The following is a 21966-nucleotide window of genomic DNA, read 5'->3' as shown; positions in this document are numbered from 1 at the left end:
TTCATCCCGAGCGGACGACGAGGCTCGAACTCGCGACCTCAACCTTGGCAAGGTTGCGCTCTACCAACTGAGCTACGTCCGCAGTGCGCCGTTGCGCGAGAGCAACTATACCCAACCTCGTTCGCGTGCGAGACGCACTGCCGCATGACGGTTCTCGACGCCGAGCTTCGAGACGGCCGAGGAGAGGTAGTTCCGCACGGTCCCCGGCGACAGCGCGGCCCGCTCGGCGATCTCCGCGACCGGCGCCCCGTCGGCGGCCAGCTCCAGTACCTCGGCCTCCCGCGCGGTCAGCGGCGAGTCCCCGGCGGAGATCGCGTCGGCGGCCAACTCCGGGTCGATGTAACGGCTTCCGGCGTGCACGGTCCGGATGATCTCGGCGAGCCGCCGGGCGCTGACGGTCTTCGGGACGAACCCGCGCACACCGGCCGCGAGGGCCCGTTTCAGATGCCCGGGCCTGCCGTGCCCGGTGACGATCAGGACCTGGATGCCGGGCAGTTCGGCGCGCAGGGATGTGGCGACCTTCACACCGTCGGCACCCGGCATCTGGAGGTCCAGGACGGCCACGTCGGGTTCGTGCGCCCGGGCCATGGCCAGCGCCTCGGGCCCGCTCGCCGCCTCCGCGACGACCAGCAGGTCGTCCTCCAGCGAGAGCAGGGCCGCGAGGGCGCCCCGGATCAGATGCTCGTCGTCGGCGAGCAACAGCCGTACCGTAGCGCTCACGAGGTGACTCCTCTCACAGTCTTCGGGTCGCGGTCTTCAGATCGCGGTCTTCAGGGGTATGTCCGCCACCAGCCGGAACCGGTCCCGGCCCGCGCCCACGACCCCCGCCGCCAGGGTTCCGTCGACGGCGGCGAGCCGTTCCCGCAGCCCGGCGAGCCCGGAGCCGCCGCCGGTGCCGGGCGCCGCGACCCCGTCGTTCTCCACCGTCAGCACCACATGTCCCGCGCGCACCGCGAGTTCCACCTCGCACCGGCCCGCGTCCCCGTGCCGCAGCACGTTGGTGGTCGCCTCGCGCACCACCCAACCGAGCGCGGACTGCACCTCGGCGGGCAGCCCCCCGGTCTCGGCGCGCACCGCGCAGTCGATCCCGGCGGCGGTCAACACGCCCTGCGCACCGGCGAGTTCGACGCCGAGGTCGGCTTCCCGGTAGCCGCGGACGACGTCCCGTACCTCGCGTTGGGACTCCTGCGCGATGCGCTGCACCTCGACCATCTGCTCCACGGCCTCCGGCCGCCCCCGCCGGGCCAGTTGGACCGCCAGCTCGCTCTTCAGGGCGATCACCGACAGGTTCCGGCCCAGCACATCGTGCAGGTCCCGCCCGAACCGCAGCCGCTCCTCGGCGACGGCGAGCCGGGCCCTGGTCTCCCGGGCGTCGTCCAACTCGTACACGGAGTCGAGCAGCCAGACGGAGAAGACACAGGTGAGGGCCAGGAATCCGGCTCCCAGGAACACCATGAGCCCGGTGACCACCGCGACGGGCCAGAGCGCGCCCAGCGGCAGGGACACCAGCGCGGCGCCGCAAGCGAATCCGGTGAGGATCGCGAGCACCCGCCGCCGGCTGCGGACCCCCAGCGCCTGCATGCCCCCGCCCCAGGACAGGAGCCCGCCGTAGACCGTGCCGACGGCCGTCCCGGTGCCCGTGCCCACCGGGGCGTACCGGTGCAGTGCCAGGGTGGTGCCCGCCAGCACGAAGGTCAGGGCGGCGAGCGCGCACAGGGCCCGCACCGGCTGGGGGCGCCGGCCGCGCGTCCAGTCCAGGGCCCGGGAGGCGGTCACCGCGACCGCCACCGCGTGCACGGCGACCATGGCGACCAGCAGGCCCGCGAGCCACGGCGGCGCGTGCCCGACCGCGGGCAGGCCCACGCCGAAGATCTCCACCAGGATGAAGAAGTGGAACGACCAGCGTGTGTACGTCTCGACCTTCGCCGGTGTGCTCTTGCGCCGCCACCAGCCGCGTGGCCCGGTCATCCCCGTCTCCCCGTTTCCCCGTCACTTCCGTGCTCAGCGTCGCGTCTCCCAGCGGAACCGCCGCCGTACAGCAAACACCGCCACGAAGATCCAGGCCACCGCGGTCACGAGGGCGGTGAGCGTCTCGCCGGTGCTCAACTGGCCGGTCCAGCCGCCCCGGAAGAGCCGGATCGCCGGGGACAGCGGGAGCAGTTCGCAGACGGTGGCCAGCCGGTGCGGCATGACCTCGGTCGGGAACGTGATCCCGGAGCCGACCATCGACACGGTCATCAGGGGCAGCGTGGTGATCTGGCCGCTCTCCACGCTGCGGGTGAACGACGCGGTCAGCGCGGCGAGCGCGGCGCTGACCAGGAGGCCGGTCACCAGCCCGGGCAGGATCAGGTACGGCGCCCTGGGTGCGCCCGTGTGCAGCAGGGCCGCGCATCCGGCGCACAGCAGCAGCGCCTGGGCCAGTCCGATCCCGACGGCGGGCAGCGCGGTGCCGGCGAGAATCTCGGTGTCGGACAGCTCACCGGTGCGCAGCCTTTTGAGGACGAGTTCCTCGCGGCGCGCCACGTAGGCGTTGGTCAGGGAGGTGTACACGGCGAAGAGGAAGGAGAAGCCGACCGCGGTCGTCAGCAGGGTGGTGGCGAGGGTCAGGCCCCGCCCGCCCAGGTCCACCTGGTCGAGGGCCGGCCGCATGCTGAACGGCAGGACGAGCGGCACGACCAGCGCGGTGAACACGACACCGCGGTTGCGGCCCAGGAGGACCAGTTCGGCCCGCGCCAGCGCCCGCAGCCGCTGGACGGAGCCCGGGCCGATCCCGGGGATCGAGATGCTCACGCCGCCACCCCCTGCTCCCGCGCGATCCCGAGGAACGCCTCCTCCAGCGAGGCCGAGCGCACGTCCAGGGCGCGCAGTTCGACGCCGGCCCGGTCGGCCCAGGCGAGTATCCCGGTGGCGGTGCGCTGGAGTCGGGTCGTGCGCAGCCTTACGACCCGTCCGTCGCTCTCGTGCCCGCAGACGCCGAGTTCGGCGAGGGGCGGCAGATCGCCGAGGAAGTAGCCGGCGGGCAGTTCGAAGGACATCCGGGAGGGACGTCCGGCGGTGACCTCGGCCGGCGTCCCGGAGGCGGCGATGCGGCCCTCGTGCAGGATGGCGAGCCGGTCGGCGAGACCCTCGGCCTCCTCCAGGTAGTGCGTGGTGAGCAGCACGGTGGTGCCCGCGGCCCGCAGCTCGCGCACCAGCGCCCAGGTCTCCCGGCGGCCCTCCGCGTCGAGCCCGGTCGTCGGCTCGTCGAGGAACAGCACCTCGGGGTCGCCGAGCAGCGCGAGCGCCAGGTCCAGTCGCCTGCGCTCCCCGCCGGACAGCTGCTTGACCCGCACCCGGGCCTTGCCGGTGAGCCCCACCAGGTGCAGCACCTCGGCTTCCGGCCGGGCGCGGCTGGTGCAGCCGGCCCACAGGCGGGCGGTCTCCGCGACGGTCAGCTCGGCGGGGAAGCCGCCCTCCTGGAGCATCACGCCGGTGCGGGGCCGTACGGCGGTCCGCTCGCGGTGGGGATCGTGGCCGAGCACCCGGACCCGGCCGCCGGCCGGTGCCGCGAGCCCTTCGAGCAGTTCGACCGTCGACGTCTTCCCGGCGCCATTGGTGCCGAGCAGGGCGAAGATCTCTCCGCGCGCCACGGAGAAGGTGATTCCGCGTACGGCCTCGAACCCGCCCCCGTAGACCCGTTTGAGGTCGGTGACCTCGATCACGTTCTCGTGTCCGTGAGTGTCCATGACCTCAGCGTCCCGGCGGCGCGGTCCGCCCGGCAGTGCGGGGTGTCACCGCCGGCCATGACAAATGTCAGACCCGGCCGACTGGACGAAGAAAAGACCCCGGTCCAGTGGACCGGGGTCTTCATCCCGAGCGGACGACGAGGCTCGAACTCGCGACCTCAACCTTGGCAAGGTTGCGCTCTACCAACTGAGCTACGTCCGCACTGCTCCCGATCGGCTCCCACCGATCGGTGCGAACACCAGCCTACCTGATCCACCACGGTGGTTCGGTCGGCGGTGCGGAGCGGGTGACAGGAATCGCACACTGCGCCTTCCCCCTGGAAGGGGGATGTTCTACTACTGAACTACACCCGCACGGCTCTCGGGATCCGGCCTTCCGGCCTCGCCCCTCGGCGTGTCCCAGACATTAGCTGATCAGCAGGGGGGTAGCGCAAGTCGGCTCCCCTCCGGACCCGGTATGCCCCAAGTGCACGGCCCCCAGGGCCCTCTGACGGACCCTGGGGACTCGCCCCTTCGCGGGCTCACTGCGCGGCGCTGAACGCCTCGTAGACCTTCTTCGGGATGCGTCCACGGGCCGGGACGTCCATCTTGTTGGCCTGGGCCCAGGCGCGGACGGCCGCCGGGTCGGGGGCGACCTCCGTCTGCTTGTACGCCTTGCCGGACCGCGACCGCTTGCGGCCGGCCTCGACGTAGGGCGCGAGCATCTTGCGCAGTTTCTCGGCGTTGGTTTCGTTCAGGTCGATCTCGTACGACTTGCCGTCGAGTCCGAAGGCGATCGTCTCCGCCGCTTCCGAGCCGTCGATGTCGTCAAAGAGAGTGACCACGACCTTTTGCGCCACGAATATCGGTCCCTTCGTGCGGCACGTCGTTACAGCTCAAGGCCGCCGACGTGCCGAGTATCGGCTATTGCCAATTCATTTGTACAGTGCCCGGCAATGCAAAGTGAAGTCCCACTAAATCCGTCCGCGTGTCCGGGCTCAATAGGGCATGGCGGGCGGACTGTGGAACTTTCCCAGAAGTTTTCACGGGCCGCCCGCTTCGACACCCGATCGTGATGCGCCTCACGTACTTTCCTCCAACTCTACCCGCGTAGAAATTTTGTGCGGGTAGTCTGAAGGAACCTGCTCAGCACCACACACCGGGAGTGCCAGTGGCACGCGTCGTAGTCGACGTCATGCTCAAGCCGGAGATCCTCGACCCCCAGGGCCAGGCGGTCCAGCGTGCGCTGCCGCGCCTGGGATTCGAAGGGATCTCGGACGTACGTCAGGGAAAGCGTTTCGAACTGGAAGTTGACGGGCCGGTCGACGAGGCCGCGCTCGCCCGGATCCGCGAGCTCGCGGAATCCTTCCTCGCCAACACCGTGATCGAGGACTTCACGGTCCGGGTCGACGAAGTCGCGGAGGCGGCGAAGTGACCGCTCGTATTGGCGTCGTCACTTTCCCGGGCAGCCTGGACGACCGGGACACCCAGCGCGCGATCCGCCTCGCGGGCGCCGAGCCGGTCGCCCTGTGGCACAAGGACAAGGACCTCAAGCAGGTCGACGCCGTGGTGCTGTGCGGGGGTTTCTCCTACGGCGACTACCTGCGCGCGGGTGCCATCGCGCGCTTCTCGCCGGTGATGGAGTCCCTCATCGAGCAGGCGAAGGCCGGACTGCCGGTCCTCGGCATCTGCAACGGCTTCCAGATCCTCACCGAGGCCCACCTGCTCCCGGGCGCGATGCTCGGCAACGACCACCTCCACTTCATCTGCCGCGACCAGAAGCTGCGGGTGGAGAACGCGGAGACCTCCTGGACCAGCGACTACCGCGCCGGCCAGGAGATCCACATCCCGCTGAAGAACATGGACGGCCGGTACGTCGCCGACGACCGCACGCTGGACATGCTGGAAGCCGAGGGCCGGGTCGCGTTCCGGTACGTGGGCTTCAACCCGAACGGCTCGCTGCGGGACATCGCCGGCATCACCAACGAGGCCGGGAACGTCGTCGGCCTCATGCCGCACCCCGAGCACGCCGTCGAGCCGCTGATCGGTACGGGCCGTACCGACGGCCTGCCCTTCTTCACCTCGATCCTCAAGAAGCTGGTCAACGCATGAGCCGGACGCCTCTGGACACGGTCGAGCACGCGGCCGCGACCCCCGACGTCGAGCTGCCCTGGGCCGAACTCGGCCTGAAGAAGGACGAGTACGAGCGGGTGGTGGAGATCCTCGGCCGCCGCCCCACCGGCGCCGAACTCGCCATGTACTCGGTCATGTGGTCCGAGCACTGCTCGTACAAGTCCTCCAAGGTCCACCTGCGCCAGTTCGGCGAGAAGGCGCCGCAGAGCGACGCGCTGCTGGTGGGCATCGGCGAGAACGCGGGCGTCGTGGACGTCGGCCAGGGTTACGCCGTGACCTTCAAGGTCGAGTCGCACAACCACCCCTCCTACGTCGAGCCCTACCAGGGCGCGGCCACGGGTGTCGGCGGCATCGTCCGCGACATCATCGCGATGGGCGCCCGCCCGGTCGCCGTGGTCGACCCGCTGCGCTTCGGCGCGGCCGACCACCCCGACACCAAGCGCGTCCTGCCGGGCGTGGTCGCGGGCATCGGCGGCTACGGCAACTGCCTGGGCCTGCCCAACATCGGCGGCGAGGTCGTCTTCGACGCCTGCTACCAGGGCAACCCGCTGGTCAACGCCGGTGCCATCGGTGTGATGCGGCACGAGGACATCCACCTCGCCAAGGCCTCCGGCGCGGGCAACAAGGTCATCCTGTACGGCGCCCGGACCGGCGGCGACGGCATCGGCGGCGCGTCGATCCTGGCGAGCGAGACCTTCGACGACGCCAAGCCGTCGAAGCGGCCCGCCGTCCAGGTCGGCGACCCCTTCCAGGAGAAGCTGCTCATCGAGTGCACCCTGGAGGCGTTCCGGGAGAAGCTGGTCGTCGGCATCCAGGACCTCGGCGCGGCCGGCCTGTCCTGCGCCACGTCCGAGCTGGCCTCCAACGGCTCCGGCGGCATGCGCGTCACCCTGGACGACGTACCGCTGCGCGACTCCACGCTCTCGCCCGAGGAGATCCTCATGAGCGAGTCGCAGGAGCGCATGTGCGCGGTCGTGGAGCCGGAGAAGGTCGACCGGTTCCTGGAGATCTGCGAGAAGTGGGACGTCATCGCCACCGTCATCGGTGAGGTGACCGACGGCGACCGCCTGGAGATCTACTGGCACGGCGGCAAGATCGTCGACGTCGACCCGCGCACGGTCGCCCACGAGGGCCCGGTCTACGAGCGGCCGTACGCCCGCCCGTCCTGGCAGGACGAGCTGCAGGCCGACGACGCGAACAAGCTCCCGCGGCCGGCGACCTCCGAGGAGCTGAGGGAGCAGGTCCTGCAGCTGGTCGGCTCGCCGAACCAGGCGTCGAAGAAGTGGATCACGTCCCAGTACGACCACTTCGTGCAGGGCAACACCGTCCTCGCCCAGCCGGAGGACTCCGGCATGATCCGCGTGGACGAGGAGACCGGCCTCGGCGTCGCCATCGCCACGGACGGCAACGGCCGCTACGCCAAGCTGGACCCGTACACCGGCGCCCAGCTGGCCCTGGCCGAGGCGTACCGCAACGTCGCCACGACCGGTGCCAAGCCGCTGGCCGTGTCCGACTGCCTGAACTTCGGCTCGCCCGAGGACCCGGCGGTCATGTGGCAGTTCGCGGAGGCCGTGCGCGGTCTCGCCGACGGCTGCCTGCAGCTCGGCACCCCGGTGACCGGCGGCAACGTCTCGCTCTACAACCAGACGGGCGAGGCCGCCATCCACCCGACCCCGGTCGTGGCGGTCCTCGGCGTGATCGACGACGTCGCACGCCGCACCCCGGTCGCCTTCCAGGAGGAGGGCCAGCTGATCTACCTCCTCGGTGACACCCGCGAGGAGTTCGGCGGCTCGGCCTGGTCCCAGGTGGTCCACGACCACCTCGGCGGTCTGCCCCCGGCGGTGGACCTGGAGCGGGAGCGGCTGCTGGCCGAGATCCTGATCTCCGCCTCCCGCGACGGCATGATCGACTCGGCGCACGACCTGTCCGACGGCGGTCTGATCCAGGCCGTGGTGGAGTCCGCGCTGCTCGGCGGCAAGGGCGCGCGTCTGGTCGTACCCGACGGCCTGGACGCCTTCACCTTCCTGTTCTCCGAGTCGGCCGGCCGGGCCATCGTCGCCGTGCCGCGCTCGGAGGAGGTCCGCTTCAACGACATGTGCGGCGCCCGGGGCCTGCCCGCGGCCCGCATCGGCGTCGTGGACGGCGACGCGGTGGAGATCCAGGGCGAGTTCACCCTCTCCCTGGAGGAACTGCGCAGGACCCACGAGGAGACGATCCCGGCCCTCCTGGCGTAACCCCTCGGCAGCCCCCGCCCGGACGCCCCACCCCGGGCGGGGCCCCTCGCCGTCGCGGCTCGGACACCGACCGGCGGGAACGTCCGGTCCCCGCGGTGCGGTGGCGGGTTTCGTCGCCGGCCCCTGGCGGATGAGCCGCGAGGGGCCGGGGGACGGTGACCGTCGGAGCCGGTCCGCATAGGCTCGCCGCATGCCGACCGTCAGGAAGCGTGTGCGTGGTTATGACCCCGGTAGGACCCGGGGTGCGGTTCTCGCCCAGTTCGGGCTGGTGCGGGAGGCCGTCGGGGGGCTCGGGGAGGGGCGGTTCGAGCTGCCCACGCGGCTCGGCGGGTGGACCGTACGGGATCTGGTGGCGCACCTCGGTATGGCGCTCACCGCGATCCCCCGGGCGCTCGCGCTGCCCGAGCCGCCGAAGGCGGACACCGGGCCGCTCGACTGGCCGTTCGCGACCGCGGCGAACTCCGCCGCGATCGACGCGTTCACCCGAGACCTCGCCGCCGGGACCCCCGACCCGGGTGCCTACCTCGCGGACGTCGAGCAGTCCCTGCGCACCCTGCTCGCGGAGCACCCCGGCACCCGGATCCTGCAGACGACCGTCGGCGCGATGTCGCTGGACGACTACCTGGTCACCCGCACGGTGGAACTCGTCGTCCACACCGACGACCTGAACGCCGCCGTGCCCGGCCTGGACGTGCCGTACGACCGGCAGGCCCTCGCCGCCGCCACCCGGCTGCTCGCCGACGCCCTCGCCCTGAAGGCACCCGGCGGCTCCACCGAGGTGCGGGTGCCGCCGTACGCCGTCGTGCAGTGCGTCGAGGGCCCCCGGCACACCCGGGGCACCCCGCCCAACGTCGTGGAGACCGACCCGCTGACCTGGATCCGGCTCGCCACCGGCCGCGTGACCTGGCAGGACGCGCTGGCCGAGGCGAAGGTCGGCGCGAGCGGGGAGCGGGCCGACCTCGGGGGGCTGCTGCCGATCATGGGCTGACCGTCACGACGGGAACCGGTCGTACCCGGCATCCGTCGAATCCGTATGAACCGGTACAAGCAGCGCGTGACCGTAGCGGTGGCCGCCGTGGTTCTCCCGTTCGCGGTGGCCTGTGGCAGCGAGAAGGGGGACAGTGGGGCGGTGAGCGTCCAGCAGCCGGTGACCGGCATCGACTGGCGGGTCGACAGCATCACCGTCGGCGGTACGACCCGGACCGCGCCCGCCCCCGCCCGCCTGCGCATCGAGGCGGACGGCCGGGCGGCCGGCAACCTGGGCTGCAACCAGTTCAGCGCCCGGGCCACCGTGCACGGCGACCGGATCACCATCGGCGACCTGCGCACGACCCGGATGGCCTGCGGCGCGGAGCGCATGGCGTTCGAGCGCGCCCTCGCCCGCACCCTCACCACCGGCACGCTCACCGCCGAACGCGACGCGGCCAAACTGACGCTCACCGACGGCGACGGCGACCGCGTCCACCTCAGCCACGGCGGCTCCGCATGATGTGCGACACCTCACTCACGCGTCCGGCGAAGACGCCCGGGACGGGCCCGGCGGCGGGACCGCACCCCGCGCCGGAAGCCGACAAAAGAGCGTGACCAGCGCAAACGTAGAAACCACCAAGGTGATCGACACCGGCCGTGCCGTTACGGCGCGTATCCCCAATTCGGACCAGTGGTCGATCTCGCCTACACTCGGTGGCGTGCCACGTGGTGACGGTCGACTCAATCACGATCTGCTTCCCGGCGAGAAGGGCCCCCAGGACGCTTGCGGCGTCTTCGGCGTCTGGGCTCCGGGTGAAGAGGTCGCAAAGCTCACGTACTTCGGGCTCTACGCCCTCCAGCACCGGGGTCAGGAATCCGCGGGAATCGCGGTCAGCAACGGCTCCCAGATCCTCGTCTTCAAGGACATGGGCCTGGTCTCCCAGGTCTTCGACGAAACATCGCTCGGTTCCCTCCAGGGACACATCGCGGTCGGACACGCCCGCTACTCGACCACCGGCGCCTCCGTGTGGGAGAACGCCCAGCCGACGTTCCGCGCCACCGGGCACGGTTCGATCGCGCTCGGCCACAACGGCAACCTGGTCAACACGGCGCAGCTCGCCGAGATGGTCGCCGACCTGCCGAACGACAACCACAGCCGCTCCACCCGGGTCGCGGCCACCAACGACACCGACCTGCTGACGGCCCTGCTGGCCGCCCAGGTCGACGAGGACGGCAAGCCGCTCACCATCGAGGACGCGGCCCACACGGTCCTGCCGAAGGTGCAGGGCGCCTTCTCGCTCGTCTTCATGGACGAGCACACCCTCTACGCCGCCCGTGACCCGCAGGGCATCCGCCCGCTGGTCCTCGGCCGGCTGGAACGCGGCTGGGTGGTCGCCTCCGAGTCCGCCGCCCTGGACATCTGCGGCGCCAGCTACGTCCGCGAGATCGAGCCCGGCGAGTTCGTCGCCATCGACGAGAACGGCCTGCGCAGCTCCCGATTCGCGGATGCGAAGCCCAAGGGCTGTGTCTTCGAGTACGTGTACCTGGCCCGCCCGGACACCGACATCGCCGGCCGGAACGTGTACCTGTCCCGCGTGGAGATGGGCCGTCGGCTGGCCAAGGAAGCCCCCGTCGAGGCCGACCTGGTCATAGCGACCCCGGAGTCCGGCACCCCGGCCGCCATCGGTTACGCGGAGGCATCCGGCATCCCGTTCGGCGCCGGCCTGGTCAAGAACGCCTACGTGGGCCGTACGTTCATCCAGCCCTCGCAGACGATCCGCCAGCTGGGCATCCGCCTGAAGCTGAACCCGCTGAAGGAAGTCATCAAGGGCAAGCGCCTGGTCGTCGTGGACGACTCGATCGTGCGCGGCAACACCCAGCGGGCCCTGGTCCGGATGCTGCGCGAGGCCGGCGCCGCCGAGGTCCACATCCGGATCTCCTCCCCGCCCGTGAAGTGGCCCTGCTTCTTCGGCATCGACTTCGCCACGCGCGCGGAGCTCATCGCCAACGGCATGACCATCGAGGAGATCGGCACCAGCCTCGGCGCCGACTCGCTCGCCTACATCTCCATCGACGGCATGATCGAGGCGACCACCATCGCCAAGCCGAACCTGTGCCGCGCCTGCTTCGACGGCGAGTACCCGATGGACCTCCCGGACCCCGAGCTGCTCGGCAAGCAGCTCCTGGAGACCGAGCTGGCGGCCGGTCCCGCGGCCACGGCCGCCTCCGACGCGATCCGTCGCCCGTAACACCCCTGCAGTACGACACGAAAGCTCTCACAGTCATGTCTGAGACAACTGGTGCCAGCTACGCAGCGGCGGGCGTCGACATCGAGGCGGGCGACCGCGCGGTCGAGCTGATGAAGGAGTGGGTGAAGAAGACCCAGCGCCCCGAGGTCCTCGGTGGCCTCGGCGGCTTCGCCGGACTCTTCGACGCCTCCGCCCTCAAGCGCTACGAGCGCCCGCTGCTCGCCTCCGCCACGGACGGCGTCGGCACGAAGGTCGACATCGCCCGCCGCATGGGCGTCTACGACACCATCGGCCACGACCTGGTCGCCATGGTCATGGACGACATCGTGGTGTGCGGCGCCGAGCCGCTGTTCATGACCGACTACATCTGCGTCGGCAAGGTGCACCCCGAGCGGGTCGCGGCCATCGTCAAGGGCATCGCGGAAGGCTGTGTGCTGGCCGGCTGCGCCCTGGTGGGCGGTGAGACGGCCGAGCACCCGGGCCTGCTGGGCGAGGACGACTTCGACGTCGCCGGCGCCGGTACGGGCGTCGTGGAGGCCGACCGGCTGCTGGGCGCGGATCGCATCCGTACGGGTGACGCCGTGATCGCCATGGCGTCCTCCGGGCTTCACTCGAACGGGTACTCCCTGGTCCGCCACGTCCTGCTGGACCGCGCCGGACTGGCCCTGGAGACCGAGGTCGCGGAGCTGGGCCGGACCCTCGGCGAGGAGCTGCTGGAGCCCACCAGGATCTACTCGCTGGACTGCCTCGCGCTGACCCGCACCGCCGAGGTGCACGCCTTCAGCCACGTCACCGGTGGCGGTCTGGCCGCCAACCTGGCCCGGGTGATCCCGGACGGTCTGCACGCCGTGGTCGACCGCTCCACCTGGACCCCGGGCGCGATCTTCGACCTGGTCGGGAAGACCGGGGACGTCGAGCGCCTGGAGCTGGAGAAGACCCTCAACATGGGTGTCGGCATGATCGCCATCGTCCCGCAGGAGTCGGCCGAGGTGGCCCTCACGACCCTGGCCGACCGGGGGGTCGACGCCTGGGTCGCCGGCGAGATCACCGAGCGCGGCGCGAAGACGGCCGGTGCGGAGCTGGTGGGGGACTACGCGGCCTGACCCTGCGGGCTGCACGGAACCCGACCGTGCGGACAGCACAGAAGCCGGTCGGTGGCGGTGCCACCGACCGGTCTCGTGCTCAGTGCAAGGTCAAGCGCCTCGACGGTGCTGTGCGGGACCCTCGTCCTCGTCGTCGTCCTCATAGAGGTCGGCGTATCGGGAGTACAGGTCGTCGTCGTCATGCTCATCGTCCTCGAAGCGGTCGCCGTTCGGCGACTGGTTCGACGTCGATGCGCCCAGCTCCTCGGCCAGGCGTGAGAGGTCAGTCCCGCCGCTGTTGTACTTCAGCTGGCGGGCGACCTTCGTCTGCTTGGCCTTGGCCCGGCCGCGCCCCATGGCTCGACCCCCTCAACGACGGGGCTCGACGGCCCCAGAGTCTGACACGCGTTCATGATCTGGAACGGACTCTCCATGGAGAGGCCGGTCCGTAGGGCTTCCACGGTACCTGAGCCCGCGCCCATACGGTACGTCGCCCGCAGCACGCGCGTGTGCACAGGACCTTCGAGGCGCCCCGTCCTCGCTGGTCAGTGGCGATTTTAACCACTTATCGGGGAACGACCCGCCGGGGGAAGTGAGAGTTCTCTCGAAGTTCCCGCCGACGGGTACCGCGCAGGTGTGCGAGCGGGCTAGCGCGCGGCCCGGTCCGGGCGGGCGTCGGCCATGCGCTGCTCGGCGATCCGGTCCGCCGCCGCGGCCGGCGGAATCCCGTCTTCCTTCGCACGTGCGAATATGGCCAGCGTGGTGTCGAAGATCCGCGCCGCCTTCGTCCTGCACCGGTCGAAGTCGAACCCGTGCAGCTCGTCGGCCACCTGGATGACACCGCCGGCGTTCACCACGTAGTCCGGCGCGTAGAGGATCCCGCGGTCGGCGAGGTCCTTCTCCACACCCGGGTGGGCCAGCTGGTTGTTGGCCGCACCGCAGACCACCCGGGCCGTGAGCACCGGGACGGAGTCGTCGTTGAGGGCGCCGCCGAGCGCGCAGGGGGCGTAGATGTCCAGCCCCTCGACCCGGATCAGCTCCTCGGTGCCGGCGACGGCCGTGACCCCCGCGGGGTACTGGTCGAGGATCCGCCGGACGGCGTCCGCGCGCACGTCCGTGATCACGACCTCGGCGCCCTCGTCGCGCAGGTGGCCGACCAGGTGGTGGCCGACCTTGCCGACGCCGGCGACGCCGACCCTGCGGCCGCGCAGCGAGGGGTCGCCCCACAGGTGCTGGGCGGAGGCGCGCATGCCCTGGTAGACGCCGAAGGCGGTGAGCACCGAGGAGTCGCCGGCGCCGCCGTTCTCGGGGGAGCGGCCGGTGGTCCAGCGGCACTCGCGGGCCACGACGTCCATGTCGGCGACATAGGTGCCGACGTCGCACGCGGTCACGTAGCGTCCGCCGAGCGAGGCGACCATACGGCCGTAGGCGAGGAGCAGCTCCTCGGTCTTGTCCCGCTCGGGGTCGCCGATGATCACGGCCTTGCCGCCGCCGTGGTCGAGGCCGGCCATGGCGTTCTTGTACGACATCCCGCGCGCGAGGTTGAGGGCGTCGGCGACGGCCTCGGCCTCGGTGGCGTACGGGTAGAAGCGCGTGCCGCCGAGGGCGGGGCCCAGGGCGGTGGAGTGGATGGCGATCACGGCCTTGAGGCCGCTGGCCCGGTCCTGGCAGAGCACGACCTGCTCATGACCGCCCTGGTCCGAGTGGAACAGGGTGTGCAGGACATCAGCGGGCGCGCCGGTTACGTCGGTCACTGTGGTGACTCCTGTGTACAGAGCGGCGGGTGGGGTCGGTCCCCGTACGGGTGGCGGGGAGCCGTGGCATGAGCGTAGAGCCTCGGCCCACTCACCATCCGCGCAGTGTTCAGGATCACTCCCGCGGGCCTTTCGTGCACGTATCGCCGTGGCACGATTCGCAGGGGTTTCGAGCCGGGTCCGATGGGGAGGGAGCAGGCGTGCCGAAGGTGTCCTCCGTGGTCGTCCCCTATGCCGCGTACCTGCGCGTGTACGAGCCGCTGGGCGCCTTCCCGGAGCCGGAGCGCGATCACTGGACGCGGTACGCCCGCCGCCCCGACCGCCCCTCCTACCAGGACGAACTGCGCCGGTCGCTGGCCGACTTGCTGCCCGTCCCGCCGATCGCGGTGCCGGTGCACGAGAGCGGCGACGCCTTCGTGCTGGAGGTCGACGGGGTGGTGTGCGTGTGCCCGTGGCGGACCCGGCTGCGCGGCTGGCAGGCCCTGGGCGAGCTGGACGCGGAGCTGCCGCCGCCGGTGCTGGACGCGGTGCTGCCGCCGGTGGTGCGCCGCCAGGCCGCCCAGGACTACGAGCGCTGGCTCGCCCGCAACCCCGACGCCCGTCCGTGGATCCGGACGGCGACCTGGCAGGTGCCGCTGAACTGGTTCGTGCTGGTCTCGGACGAGGAGCGGCGGTACGACAAGGGGACCGCGGAGGTGCCGCCGGTGCTGCGCTACCGCACGCCGATGGTGCAGGCCCGGCGCCGGGTGGCCAGGGGGCTGCGGGCGCTGCGGGACACGGTCGAGGAGGGCCCGCTGGTCGACGGCCTGCTGGACGTCGGCCGCTGGCTGGAGGAGTTCCACCCGCGCTCGCTGGTGGAGCTGGACTACGGCGGTCTGGTGCACGTGGTGCCGGCGGGGGAGCTGGAGGACGACCACTCGGCGGCGGACGTGGCGGCCGGCATCGAGGCGCTGCGCCGGGGTGACGGGGCGGCCGCGGGGGAGGCGTACGGGCGGCTGGTGGAGCGATGGCGGGCGGTGCGGGACCTGCGCTCCGCGAACTGAGTGACGTACGTCACGGTCAAACAGGTGCCGGAGGACGTACGTTCTACTCGCTTGGTCCAGTACTCCACCTGACGGGATGTTGGTCTCGTTCTGGACTTTTGTCCCAAGGGTGATGGATGGCACTTACCCGGCCCTTGCGCCTCTTGCCCTCCCTCGTGCCAAAATAGGACAAGGAGTCCGGGGAGGGCTCCGTCCGTCCAACTGTGCTCCGACATGGGCGGATTCTCAGCATTGCACGCTTTGGGGGGTCTGGTGACTCCTGAGCGCCCTGTGACTGATCGTCACAGCGGCGTGACTGTCCGCTATGGCATGGTCCATCGGCTTCCGTCGCTGATGAACACCTGGGAGGGCAATTCCATCGGTTTGGCCGACGCGGCTGGACAGATGGTGTAGTTGTAGTGCCGAGGACAAGCCGTTCGTCCTATAACCGACTCGACTCGCGTCCGCCATTTCGGGCAACGCGGGTCAAGGTGCAGAATTTAGAGGAAAGAACCGAGAAGGTTCGGTTCTCCCGAGGAGGCCGCTCATGACCGCTCGCACCCCTGATGCCGAGCCGCTGCTGACCCCGGCTGAGGTCGCCACCATGTTCCGTGTCGACCCCAAGACGGTCACGCGGTGGGCGAAGGCCGGCAAGCTCACGTCCATCCGCACGCTCGGCGGGCATCGCCGCTACCGCGAGGCCGAGGTCCGCGCCCTGCTCGCGGGCATCCCGCAGCAGCGCAGCGAGGCCTGAACAACTCCATAACCGGGCAAGACGGTCGGTCCCCCAACCGGCCGGGGCGCTCGGAACCCTAGCTCCAAGCGACGCGGGACCTGCCCCAACAGGGCCCTCGCCCAAGCCGAACGAAACGTCGTAGGCAGCGACAAGGGTGCGTCGTCGATCGCGCTGGACTCCGCCGGGTCCAGCGCGGTCTTTTTTGTGCGCCTCCATGCACCTCCGTGTAGGAGTCTGGGGAGGCCTGTCGGAACGGCCGCGGGCCGGCTCCGGGGGTGGTGCAATTGCACATATTAAATTGACCCGTTGTAGGGCGGGGGTAAGTGCCGCGGTTTCAAAAACTCATGCGGTGACTCGCGTCACACACCCTCGGGGGTCTCCTCCCCCTCCACGGCCTCCCGCTCACCGTCCTGCCCGCCCGGGCCGGCGTCCATCGCCAGCCGCAGCAGGCGGTGGCAGACGGGGCAGTGCCGGGTGAGATGCCCGTAGGACGAGGCGGCCGCCAGATGGGCCCTCAGGAGCGCCCGCGTCTCATGCCTGACCGACGCCGCCATACGCCACCTCCGGGGACCGCACAGAGGGAACGAGCCCTGCTCCCTGCGTACCGGCGGAATGTGACCCCGTCAAGGCCGCGCGGGGCCTGCGGGGGCGCCCGGGGCCGGCAAAGGGGGCCCCTTCCGGGGGTTTTCGAAGAAGCGGTCCTGACGGGATGCGCTGGGTCTGATCGCGGCTGCGCCGCGGGCGGGGCCTCCGGCGGTTGGAGGCACGAGTAAGGCCCGCCATCCTGATGGATGCGGGCCTTACTTCGATACGCGGTCCTGACGGGATTTGAACCCGCGGCCTCCACCTTGACAGGGTGGCGAGCACTCCAAACTGCTCCACAGGACCTGGTGTCGCGGCGCTTGCTGGTGCGTTGCGCTGCGAGAAGGACTGTACAGGAGGGCGAGGGTCCTGGTCGAACTCACCCTCTGTACGAGAGCGGTTACGGGACCGCCGCGTCGATCGCCTTCACGATCCGCTTGTCCGAGACCGGGTACGCCGTGCCCAGCGCGTGGGCGAAGTAGCTGACCCTCAGCTCCTCGATCATCCAGCGGATGTCCAGGACCGAGGACGGCACCGGGCGGCCCTTCGGGAGCTGTTCCAGGAGCCAGGCGTACTCGTCCTGCATCTCGTGGACCTTCTCCATACGGGTCGTGTCCCGCTGGACCCCCGTCGGCATCTGCTGCAGGCGCCGGTCGGCGGCCACCAGATAGCGCATCAGGTCGGGCAGCCGCCGTATGCCGGCCCAGGTGACGAAACCGGGCTTCACCAGGGCGTCCAGCTGCTTGCGGACGTCCGTGAGGTTGGCGAGCAGCGCCGGGCTGCCCACGGCCTTCAGACGGCGCTCACAGGCCTGCCAGGCGGCCAGCACCTGCTGCACCTGGGCGACCGTACGCACCGTCGTGTCCACGATCTCCGCGCGCACCTTGTCGTACAGCTTCCGGTACGACTCCTCGTCCCACGCCGGCCCCCCGAAGTCCCCGATCAGCTTGTCCGCCGCGGCCATCGCGCAGTCGTCGAACAGGGCCTGCACCGAGCCGTGCGGATTCGCGGAGAGCGCCAGCTTCTGGGCGTTCGTCAGTTTCTCGGACGCGAACTTCGCCGGGTTCACCGGGATGTTGCGCAGGATCAGCCGGCGGGTGCCCTTCCACATGGCCTCCGCCTGCTCCGCCTCCGTGTCGAAGAGGCGCACCGAGACCGTGTCGCCGTCGTCCACCAGCGCCGGGTACGCCTTGACCGGCTGGCCGGCCCGGCGGGTCTCGAAGACGCGGGTGAGGGTGCCGATCGTCCAGTCCGTCAGGCCCCTGCGCTCCAGGGACGGGCCGCCCTCGCGGGACGCGGTCGCGGCCGCCGCCTGGGACAGGGCCTTGCGTGCCTTCGGCTTCAGCCGCAGCTTCAGCGCCTCCAGGTCCTTGTCCTCGGCCAGCTTCCGGCGCCGCTCGTCCACGATCCGGAACGTGATCTTCAGATGGTCGGGGACCCGGGACCAGTCGAAGTCCTCCGCCTCGAACGGGACTCCGACCATCCGCTTCAGCTCGCGCGCCATCGTCACCGTCAGCGGCTCCTGCAGGGGCACCGCCTTCTGGAGGAACGCCTTCGCGTAGTTCGGCGCCGGTACGTAGTTGCGGCGGACCGGCTTGGGCAGCGAGCGGATCAGCTCCGTCACCACCTCCTCGCGCAGGCCCGGGATCTGCCAGTCGAAGCCCTCGTCCGTGACCTGGTTGAGGACCTGGAGCGGGATGTGGACCGTCACACCGTCGGCGTCCGCGCCGGGTTCGAACTGGTACGTCACCCGGAACTTCAGCTGCCCCTGGCGCCAGCTGTCGGGGTAGTCGGCCTTGGTGACCGCCTCCGCCGACTCCCGGATGAGCATCTCCCGCTCGAAGTCCAGGAAGTCCGGCTGCTCCTGGCGCTTGCGCTTCCACCAGGAGTCGAAGTGGGCACCCGAGACGACGTGTTCGGGAACCCGCTGGTCGTAGAAGTCGAAGAGCGTGTCGTCGTCCACGACGATGTCCCGGCGCCGGGCGCGGTGCTCCAGCTCCTCGACCTCGCTCAGCAGCGTGCGGTTGTCGGCGAAGAACTTGTGGTGCGTGCGCCAGTCGCCCTCCACCAGCGCGTTGCGGATGAACAGTTCGCGGGAGACCTCGGGGTCGATCCGGCCGTAGTTCACCTTCCGCTGGGCTACGATCGGGACGCCGTACAGCGTGACCTTCTCGTACGCCATCACGGCCGCCTGGTCCTTCTCCCAGTGCGGTTCGCTGTACGTCCGTTTCAGCAGGTGTCCGGCGAGCGGCTCGACCCACTCCGGCTCGATCCTCGCGTTGACCCGGGCCCAGAGCCGGCTCGTCTCCACCAGCTCGGCCGACATCACGAACCTGGGCTGCTTCCGGAACAGCGCCGAGCCCGGGAAGATCGCGAACTTGGCGTTCCGGGCGCCCAGGTACTCGTTCTTGTTGCCGTCCTTCACGTCCTTCATCCCGATGTGGGAGAGGAGGCCGGCGAGGAGGGAGACGTGGATCCGGTCGGCGGGGGCGTCGTCCTCGGCGAGGTGGATGCCCATCTGCTTGGCGACCGTGCGCAGCTGGGTGTAGATGTCCTGCCACTCGCGGATGCGCAGGAAGTTCAGGTACTCCTGCTTGCACATCCGGCGGAAGGACGACGACCCGCGCTCCCTCTGCTGCTCGCGGACGTAGCGCCACAGGTTGAGGTAGGCGAGGAAGTCGCTGGTCTCGTCCTTGAAGCGGGCGTGCTGCTGGTCGGCCTGGGCCTGCTTGTCGGCCGGGCGTTCGCGCGGGTCCTGGATGGACAGCGCAGCGGCGATGACCATGACCTCGCGGACGCAGCCGTTGCGGTCGGCCTCCAGGACCATCCGGGCCAGCCGCGGGTCGACCGGCAGCTGGGCCAGCTTGCGGCCGGTGTCCGTCAGCCGCTTGCGCGGGTCCTTCTGGGCGGGGTCGAGCGCGCCCAGCTCCTGGAGCAGCTGCACGCCGTCGCGGATGTTGCGGTGGTCCGGCGGGTCGATGAAGGGGAACTTCTCGATCTCGCCGAGGCCGGCCGCGGTCATCTGCAGGATGACGGAGGCCAGGTTCGTCCGCAGGATCTCCGCGTCCGTGAACTCCGGGCGGGCGAGGAAGTCCTCCTCGGAGTACAGCCGGATGCAGATGCCGTCGCTGGTACGGCCGCAGCGGCCCTTGCGCTGGTTGGCGCTGGCCTGCGAGACCGGCTCGATCGGCAGCCGCTGGACCTTGGTGCGGTGGCTGTAGCGGCTGATCCGGGCGAAGCCGGGGTCGATGACGTACTTGATGCCCGGGACGGTCAGGGAGGTCTCGGCGACGTTGGTCGCCAGAACGATCCTGCGCCCGGTGTGCGGCTGGAAGACCCGGTGCTGCTCGGCGTGGGAGAGGCGGGCGTACAGCGGCAGCACCTCGGTGAACCTGTACTTCTTCTTCTCCAGCGCGTCCGCGGTGTCCCGGATCTCCCGCTCGCCGGAGAGGAAGACGAGGATGTCGCCCTTGCCCTCCGCCATCAGCTCCTCGACGGCGTCGGTGATCGCGGTGATCTGGTCCCGGTCGGCGTCCTCCGACTCCTCCTCCAGCAGCGGCCGGTAGCGGACCTCCACCGGGTACGTCCGCCCGCTGACCTCGATGATCGGGGCGTCGCCGAAGTGCCGGGAGAAGCGCTCGGGGTCGATGGTCGCCGAGGTGATGACGACCTTCAGGTCCGGGCGCCTGGGCAGCAGCTGGGCGAGGTAGCCCAGCAGGAAGTCGATGTTCAGGGACCGCTCGTGGGCCTCGTCGATGATGATCGTGTCGTAGGCGCGCAGCTCGCGGTCGGTCTGGATCTCGGCGAGCAGGATGCCGTCCGTCATCAGCTTGACGAAGGTGGCGTCCGGGTTCACCTGGTCGGTGAAGCGGACCTTCCAGCCGACGGCCTCGCCGAGGGGCGTCCTCAGCTCCTCCGCGACCCGCTCGGCGACGGTCCGGGCGGCGATCCGGCGCGGCTGGGTGTGCCCGATCATGCCGCGCACGCCCCGGCCCAGCTCCATACAGATCTTCGGGATCTGCGTGGTCTTGCCGGAACCGGTCTCACCGGCCACGATGACGACCTGGTGATCGCGGATGGCCTCCGCGATCGCGTCCTTCTTCTGGCTGACCGGCAGCTGCTCGGGGTAGGTGACGGCCGGCACGCGGGAGCGGCGCTCGGCCATCCGGGCCGCGGCCTTCTCGATCTCGCCGTCGATCTCGGCGAGGACGGCGGCACGGGCCTCCGGCTTACGGATCTTGCGCGCGCCCTCCAGCCGCCGCCCGAGCCGGTGCGCGTCGCGCAGCGACAGCTCGGTCAGGCGGGGGGCGAGGGTGCCGGGGGCGGGGGCGGGATGCGTAGACATACGCGATCCAGGATCTCACCTCGGCCGAAAATCACGCGAACGATTTCACGGGGGCGCGGCAGCCTATTGATTGGCCTAGTTTGTACGGTATGCCCGAGTCGCCGCACGGAGAGCACGGCCGCCGCCCGACCCGCGCGGAACGCTGGGCCGCCTTCCGGGAGTCCCCCTTCCTGCCCGCCACGGTCCTGGCGCTGATCGTCGCCGCCGCGGCCGGCCTCTTCGCCGGCTCCTACACGTACGCCATGGCCAACCCGACCCCGCACAGCATTCCGACGGCGGTGATCGGCGCCTACCGCGAGCCGGCCGCCCGCCGGTTCGTCGACGGCATGGAGCGGGCCCTGGGCGCCTCCCTGAAGACGACCGCCTACGGCGATCGGCGGGCCGCGGTGCGGGCGGTGGAGCAGCAGAAGGTGTTCGCCGTGTTCGAGGCGCCCGCCGGCGGCCGGACGCTGACCCTGGACGTGTCCGGCGCGTCCGGGGCGACGGTCGCCCAGGTGCTCACGCAGTCGGCGGCGAAGGTGAGCAGGGCGACGGGCACCCCCGTGGCCGTCCACGACCTGAACCCGCTGCAGAAGGGGGATCCGCGCGGACTGGCGATCTTCTACATCACCCTCGCCGCCGTGATCATGGGCTTCATCGGGGCCATCCAGCTCAGCGTGCACGCGGCGGCGCTCAATCCGCTGGAACGCATCGCCTACATCGTCGCCTACGCGCTGCTCGGCGCGTTCACGATCGCCGCGGTGGTGGACTGGTGGCTGGGGGCGCTGAGGCTGCCGTTCGCCGAGTCCTGGGCCATCCTCGCGCTGACGATGTTCACGTCCGGGCTGGTGTTCACGATGTTCAACACCCTCGTCGGACGCTGGGCCATGCTGCCGACCTGGGGCCTGATGGTGCTGCTGGGCAACCCGTCGTCCGGCGGCGCCGTCTCCTGGCCGCTGCTGCCGTCCCCGCTCGGCACGATCGGCCGCTGGCTGCCGCCCGGCGCCTCGGTGAACGCCCAGCACACCGCGGTGTACTTCCCCGGGTACCAGCATGCGTTCCCGTTCCTGGTGCTGGCGGGCTGGGCGGTCCTGTCCGGCGCGGTCTTCGTGATCTGGCGCCACCGCCACCCGGGCGGCCGCCCGACCCGGCCGGCCCACGCCGGCTAGGCCGGCGT

At 70.7% G+C, this 21966-nt stretch carries 19 protein-coding genes and 4 tRNA genes; 10 read left to right on the top strand and 13 right to left on the bottom strand.

The genetic code is table 11. From position 1 onward, the window contains the following. Positions 1 to 9: 9 nt before the first annotated feature. The 8 genes from ACZ3ZD_RS32580 to ACZ3ZD_RS32545 all read right to left on the bottom strand — a co-directional run bounded on the left by ACZ3ZD_RS32580 (position 10) and on the right by ACZ3ZD_RS32545 (position 4564). Positions 10 to 82: transfer RNA gene (locus tag ACZ3ZD_RS32580), tRNA-Gly, on the bottom strand. A 23-nt stretch (positions 83 to 105) separates the two neighbouring features. After that, entirely contained in the window at positions 106 to 720 is a 615-nt protein-coding gene (locus ACZ3ZD_RS32575; protein ID WP_467405408.1) for a response regulator, read from the bottom strand. Positions 721 to 756: 36 nt separating this feature from the next. Then, the gene (locus ACZ3ZD_RS32570; RefSeq protein WP_467405406.1) at positions 757 to 1968 is read right to left on the bottom strand and encodes a sensor histidine kinase; all 1212 of its coding nucleotides are present in this window, start codon (positions 1966 to 1968) and stop codon (positions 757 to 759) included. Positions 1969 to 2001: 33 nt separating this feature from the next. Beyond that, positions 2002 to 2790 (bottom strand): ABC transporter permease, encoded by a 789-nt coding sequence (locus ACZ3ZD_RS32565; protein WP_467405404.1) that lies wholly within the window; start codon positions 2788 to 2790, stop codon positions 2002 to 2004. Continuing rightward, a complete protein-coding gene (locus ACZ3ZD_RS32560; protein WP_467405401.1) occupies positions 2787 to 3725 on the bottom strand; it encodes an ABC transporter ATP-binding protein in 939 nt (312 codons plus the stop codon). The genes ACZ3ZD_RS32565 and ACZ3ZD_RS32560 overlap by 4 nt, the downstream gene beginning before the upstream one ends. A 129-nt stretch (positions 3726 to 3854) precedes the next feature. Further along, positions 3855 to 3927, bottom strand: a tRNA-Gly gene (locus tag ACZ3ZD_RS32555). 80 nt (positions 3928 to 4007) lie between these two features. Further along, positions 4008 to 4079: transfer RNA gene (locus tag ACZ3ZD_RS32550), tRNA-Gly, on the bottom strand. A gap of 167 nt (positions 4080 to 4246) precedes the next feature. Further along, entirely contained in the window at positions 4247 to 4564 is a 318-nt protein-coding gene (locus ACZ3ZD_RS32545) for a histone-like nucleoid-structuring protein Lsr2 (protein WP_467405398.1), read from the bottom strand. 311 nt (positions 4565 to 4875) lie between these two features. On the opposite strand from ACZ3ZD_RS32545, the gene purS reads away from it, so the two are divergent. From purS to purM, 7 genes are all read left to right on the top strand, one after another. Then, entirely contained in the window at positions 4876 to 5139 is a 264-nt protein-coding gene (purS, locus tag ACZ3ZD_RS32540) for a phosphoribosylformylglycinamidine synthase subunit PurS (RefSeq protein ID WP_467405396.1), read from the top strand. Continuing rightward, a complete protein-coding gene (gene purQ / locus ACZ3ZD_RS32535) occupies positions 5136 to 5816 on the top strand; it encodes a phosphoribosylformylglycinamidine synthase subunit PurQ (protein ID WP_467405393.1) in 681 nt (226 codons plus the stop codon). Before purS ends, purQ begins: the two co-directional genes overlap by 4 nt. Next, positions 5813 to 8071: a phosphoribosylformylglycinamidine synthase subunit PurL gene (gene purL, locus ACZ3ZD_RS32530; RefSeq protein WP_467405390.1), complete on the top strand. Its 2259-nt coding sequence runs from the start codon at positions 5813 to 5815 to the stop codon at positions 8069 to 8071. Before purQ ends, purL begins: the two co-directional genes overlap by 4 nt. 190 nt (positions 8072 to 8261) lie before the next feature. Continuing rightward, positions 8262 to 9059, top strand: coding sequence for a maleylpyruvate isomerase family mycothiol-dependent enzyme (locus tag ACZ3ZD_RS32525; RefSeq protein WP_467405387.1), 798 nt, complete (start codon positions 8262 to 8264; stop codon positions 9057 to 9059). 66 nt (positions 9060 to 9125) lie between these two features. Then, positions 9126 to 9560: an META domain-containing protein gene (locus ACZ3ZD_RS32520; protein WP_467405385.1), complete on the top strand. Its 435-nt coding sequence runs from the start codon at positions 9126 to 9128 to the stop codon at positions 9558 to 9560. A gap of 199 nt (positions 9561 to 9759) precedes the next feature. Beyond that, complete coding sequence (gene purF, locus ACZ3ZD_RS32515) at positions 9760 to 11289, top strand: amidophosphoribosyltransferase (protein ID WP_467405383.1); 1530 nt, start codon at positions 9760 to 9762, stop codon at positions 11287 to 11289. 35 nt (positions 11290 to 11324) lie between these two features. Then, positions 11325 to 12392, top strand: coding sequence for a phosphoribosylformylglycinamidine cyclo-ligase (gene purM, locus ACZ3ZD_RS32510; protein ID WP_467405379.1), 1068 nt, complete (start codon positions 11325 to 11327; stop codon positions 12390 to 12392). 90 nt (positions 12393 to 12482) lie between these two features. Here the strand turns inward: purM and ACZ3ZD_RS32505 are convergent, their stop codons facing one another. After that, entirely contained in the window at positions 12483 to 12728 is a 246-nt protein-coding gene (locus ACZ3ZD_RS32505) for a DUF3073 domain-containing protein (RefSeq protein ID WP_030348846.1), read from the bottom strand. 290 nt (positions 12729 to 13018) lie between these two features. After that, complete coding sequence (locus tag ACZ3ZD_RS32500) at positions 13019 to 14125, bottom strand: Leu/Phe/Val dehydrogenase (RefSeq protein ID WP_467405374.1); 1107 nt, start codon at positions 14123 to 14125, stop codon at positions 13019 to 13021. 200 nt (positions 14126 to 14325) lie between these two features. Between ACZ3ZD_RS32500 and ACZ3ZD_RS32495 the strand changes: the two genes are divergently transcribed. Then, positions 14326 to 15168, top strand: coding sequence for a DUF8083 family protein (locus tag ACZ3ZD_RS32495; protein WP_467405371.1), 843 nt, complete (start codon positions 14326 to 14328; stop codon positions 15166 to 15168). Positions 15169 to 15694: 526 nt separating this feature from the next. Further along, on the top strand, positions 15695 to 15901 hold the full coding sequence (gene bldC / locus ACZ3ZD_RS32490; protein WP_003949541.1) for a developmental transcriptional regulator BldC: 207 nt from the start codon (positions 15695 to 15697) through the stop codon (positions 15899 to 15901). Positions 15902 to 16242: 341 nt separating this feature from the next. On the opposite strand, the gene ACZ3ZD_RS32485 is transcribed toward bldC, so the two are convergent. From ACZ3ZD_RS32485 to hrpA, 3 genes are all read right to left on the bottom strand, one after another. Continuing rightward, entirely contained in the window at positions 16243 to 16437 is a 195-nt protein-coding gene (locus ACZ3ZD_RS32485; protein WP_467405368.1) for a DUF6274 family protein, read from the bottom strand. Between the two features lie 259 nt (positions 16438 to 16696). After that, positions 16697 to 16771 (bottom strand) — tRNA-Asp (locus tag ACZ3ZD_RS32480). 94 nt (positions 16772 to 16865) lie between these two features. Next, positions 16866 to 20810, bottom strand: coding sequence for an ATP-dependent RNA helicase HrpA (hrpA, locus tag ACZ3ZD_RS32475; protein ID WP_467405365.1), 3945 nt, complete (start codon positions 20808 to 20810; stop codon positions 16866 to 16868). Positions 20811 to 20899: 89 nt separating this feature from the next. On the opposite strand from hrpA, the gene ACZ3ZD_RS32470 reads away from it, so the two are divergent. Then, positions 20900 to 21958, top strand: coding sequence for an ABC-2 transporter permease (locus tag ACZ3ZD_RS32470; RefSeq protein WP_467405363.1), 1059 nt, complete (start codon positions 20900 to 20902; stop codon positions 21956 to 21958). Positions 21959 to 21966: the final 8 nt, after the last annotated feature.

It is taken from the genome of Streptomyces sp. NPDC023481 (assembly GCF_055560195.1).
This window is presented reverse-complemented; position numbering and strand designations above follow the sequence as displayed.

Bases quoted from the DNA above. Each gene is read 5' to 3' on its own strand.
- ACZ3ZD_RS32570 (WP_467405406.1), bottom strand. From the start codon at position 1,968: ATGACCGGGCCACGCGGCTGGTGGCGGCGCAAGAGCACACCGGCGAAG.
- ACZ3ZD_RS32560 (WP_467405401.1), bottom strand. From the start codon at position 3,725: ATGGACACTCACGGACACGAGAACGTGATCGAGGTCACCGACCTCAAA.
- purL (WP_467405390.1), top strand. From the start codon at position 5,813: ATGAGCCGGACGCCTCTGGACACGGTCGAGCACGCGGCCGCGACCCCC.
- ACZ3ZD_RS32525 (WP_467405387.1), top strand. From the start codon at position 8,262: ATGCCGACCGTCAGGAAGCGTGTGCGTGGTTATGACCCCGGTAGGACC.
- purM (WP_467405379.1), top strand. From the start codon at position 11,325: ATGTCTGAGACAACTGGTGCCAGCTACGCAGCGGCGGGCGTCGACATC.
- ACZ3ZD_RS32505 (WP_030348846.1), bottom strand. From the start codon at position 12,728: ATGGGGCGCGGCCGGGCCAAGGCCAAGCAGACGAAGGTCGCCCGCCAG.
- bldC (WP_003949541.1), top strand. From the start codon at position 15,695: ATGACCGCTCGCACCCCTGATGCCGAGCCGCTGCTGACCCCGGCTGAG.
- ACZ3ZD_RS32485 (WP_467405368.1), bottom strand. From the start codon at position 16,437: ATGGCGGCGTCGGTCAGGCATGAGACGCGGGCGCTCCTGAGGGCCCAT.
- hrpA (WP_467405365.1), bottom strand. From the start codon at position 20,810: ATGTCTACGCATCCCGCCCCCGCCCCCGGCACCCTCGCCCCCCGCCTG.
- ACZ3ZD_RS32470 (WP_467405363.1), top strand. From the start codon at position 20,900: ATGCCCGAGTCGCCGCACGGAGAGCACGGCCGCCGCCCGACCCGCGCG.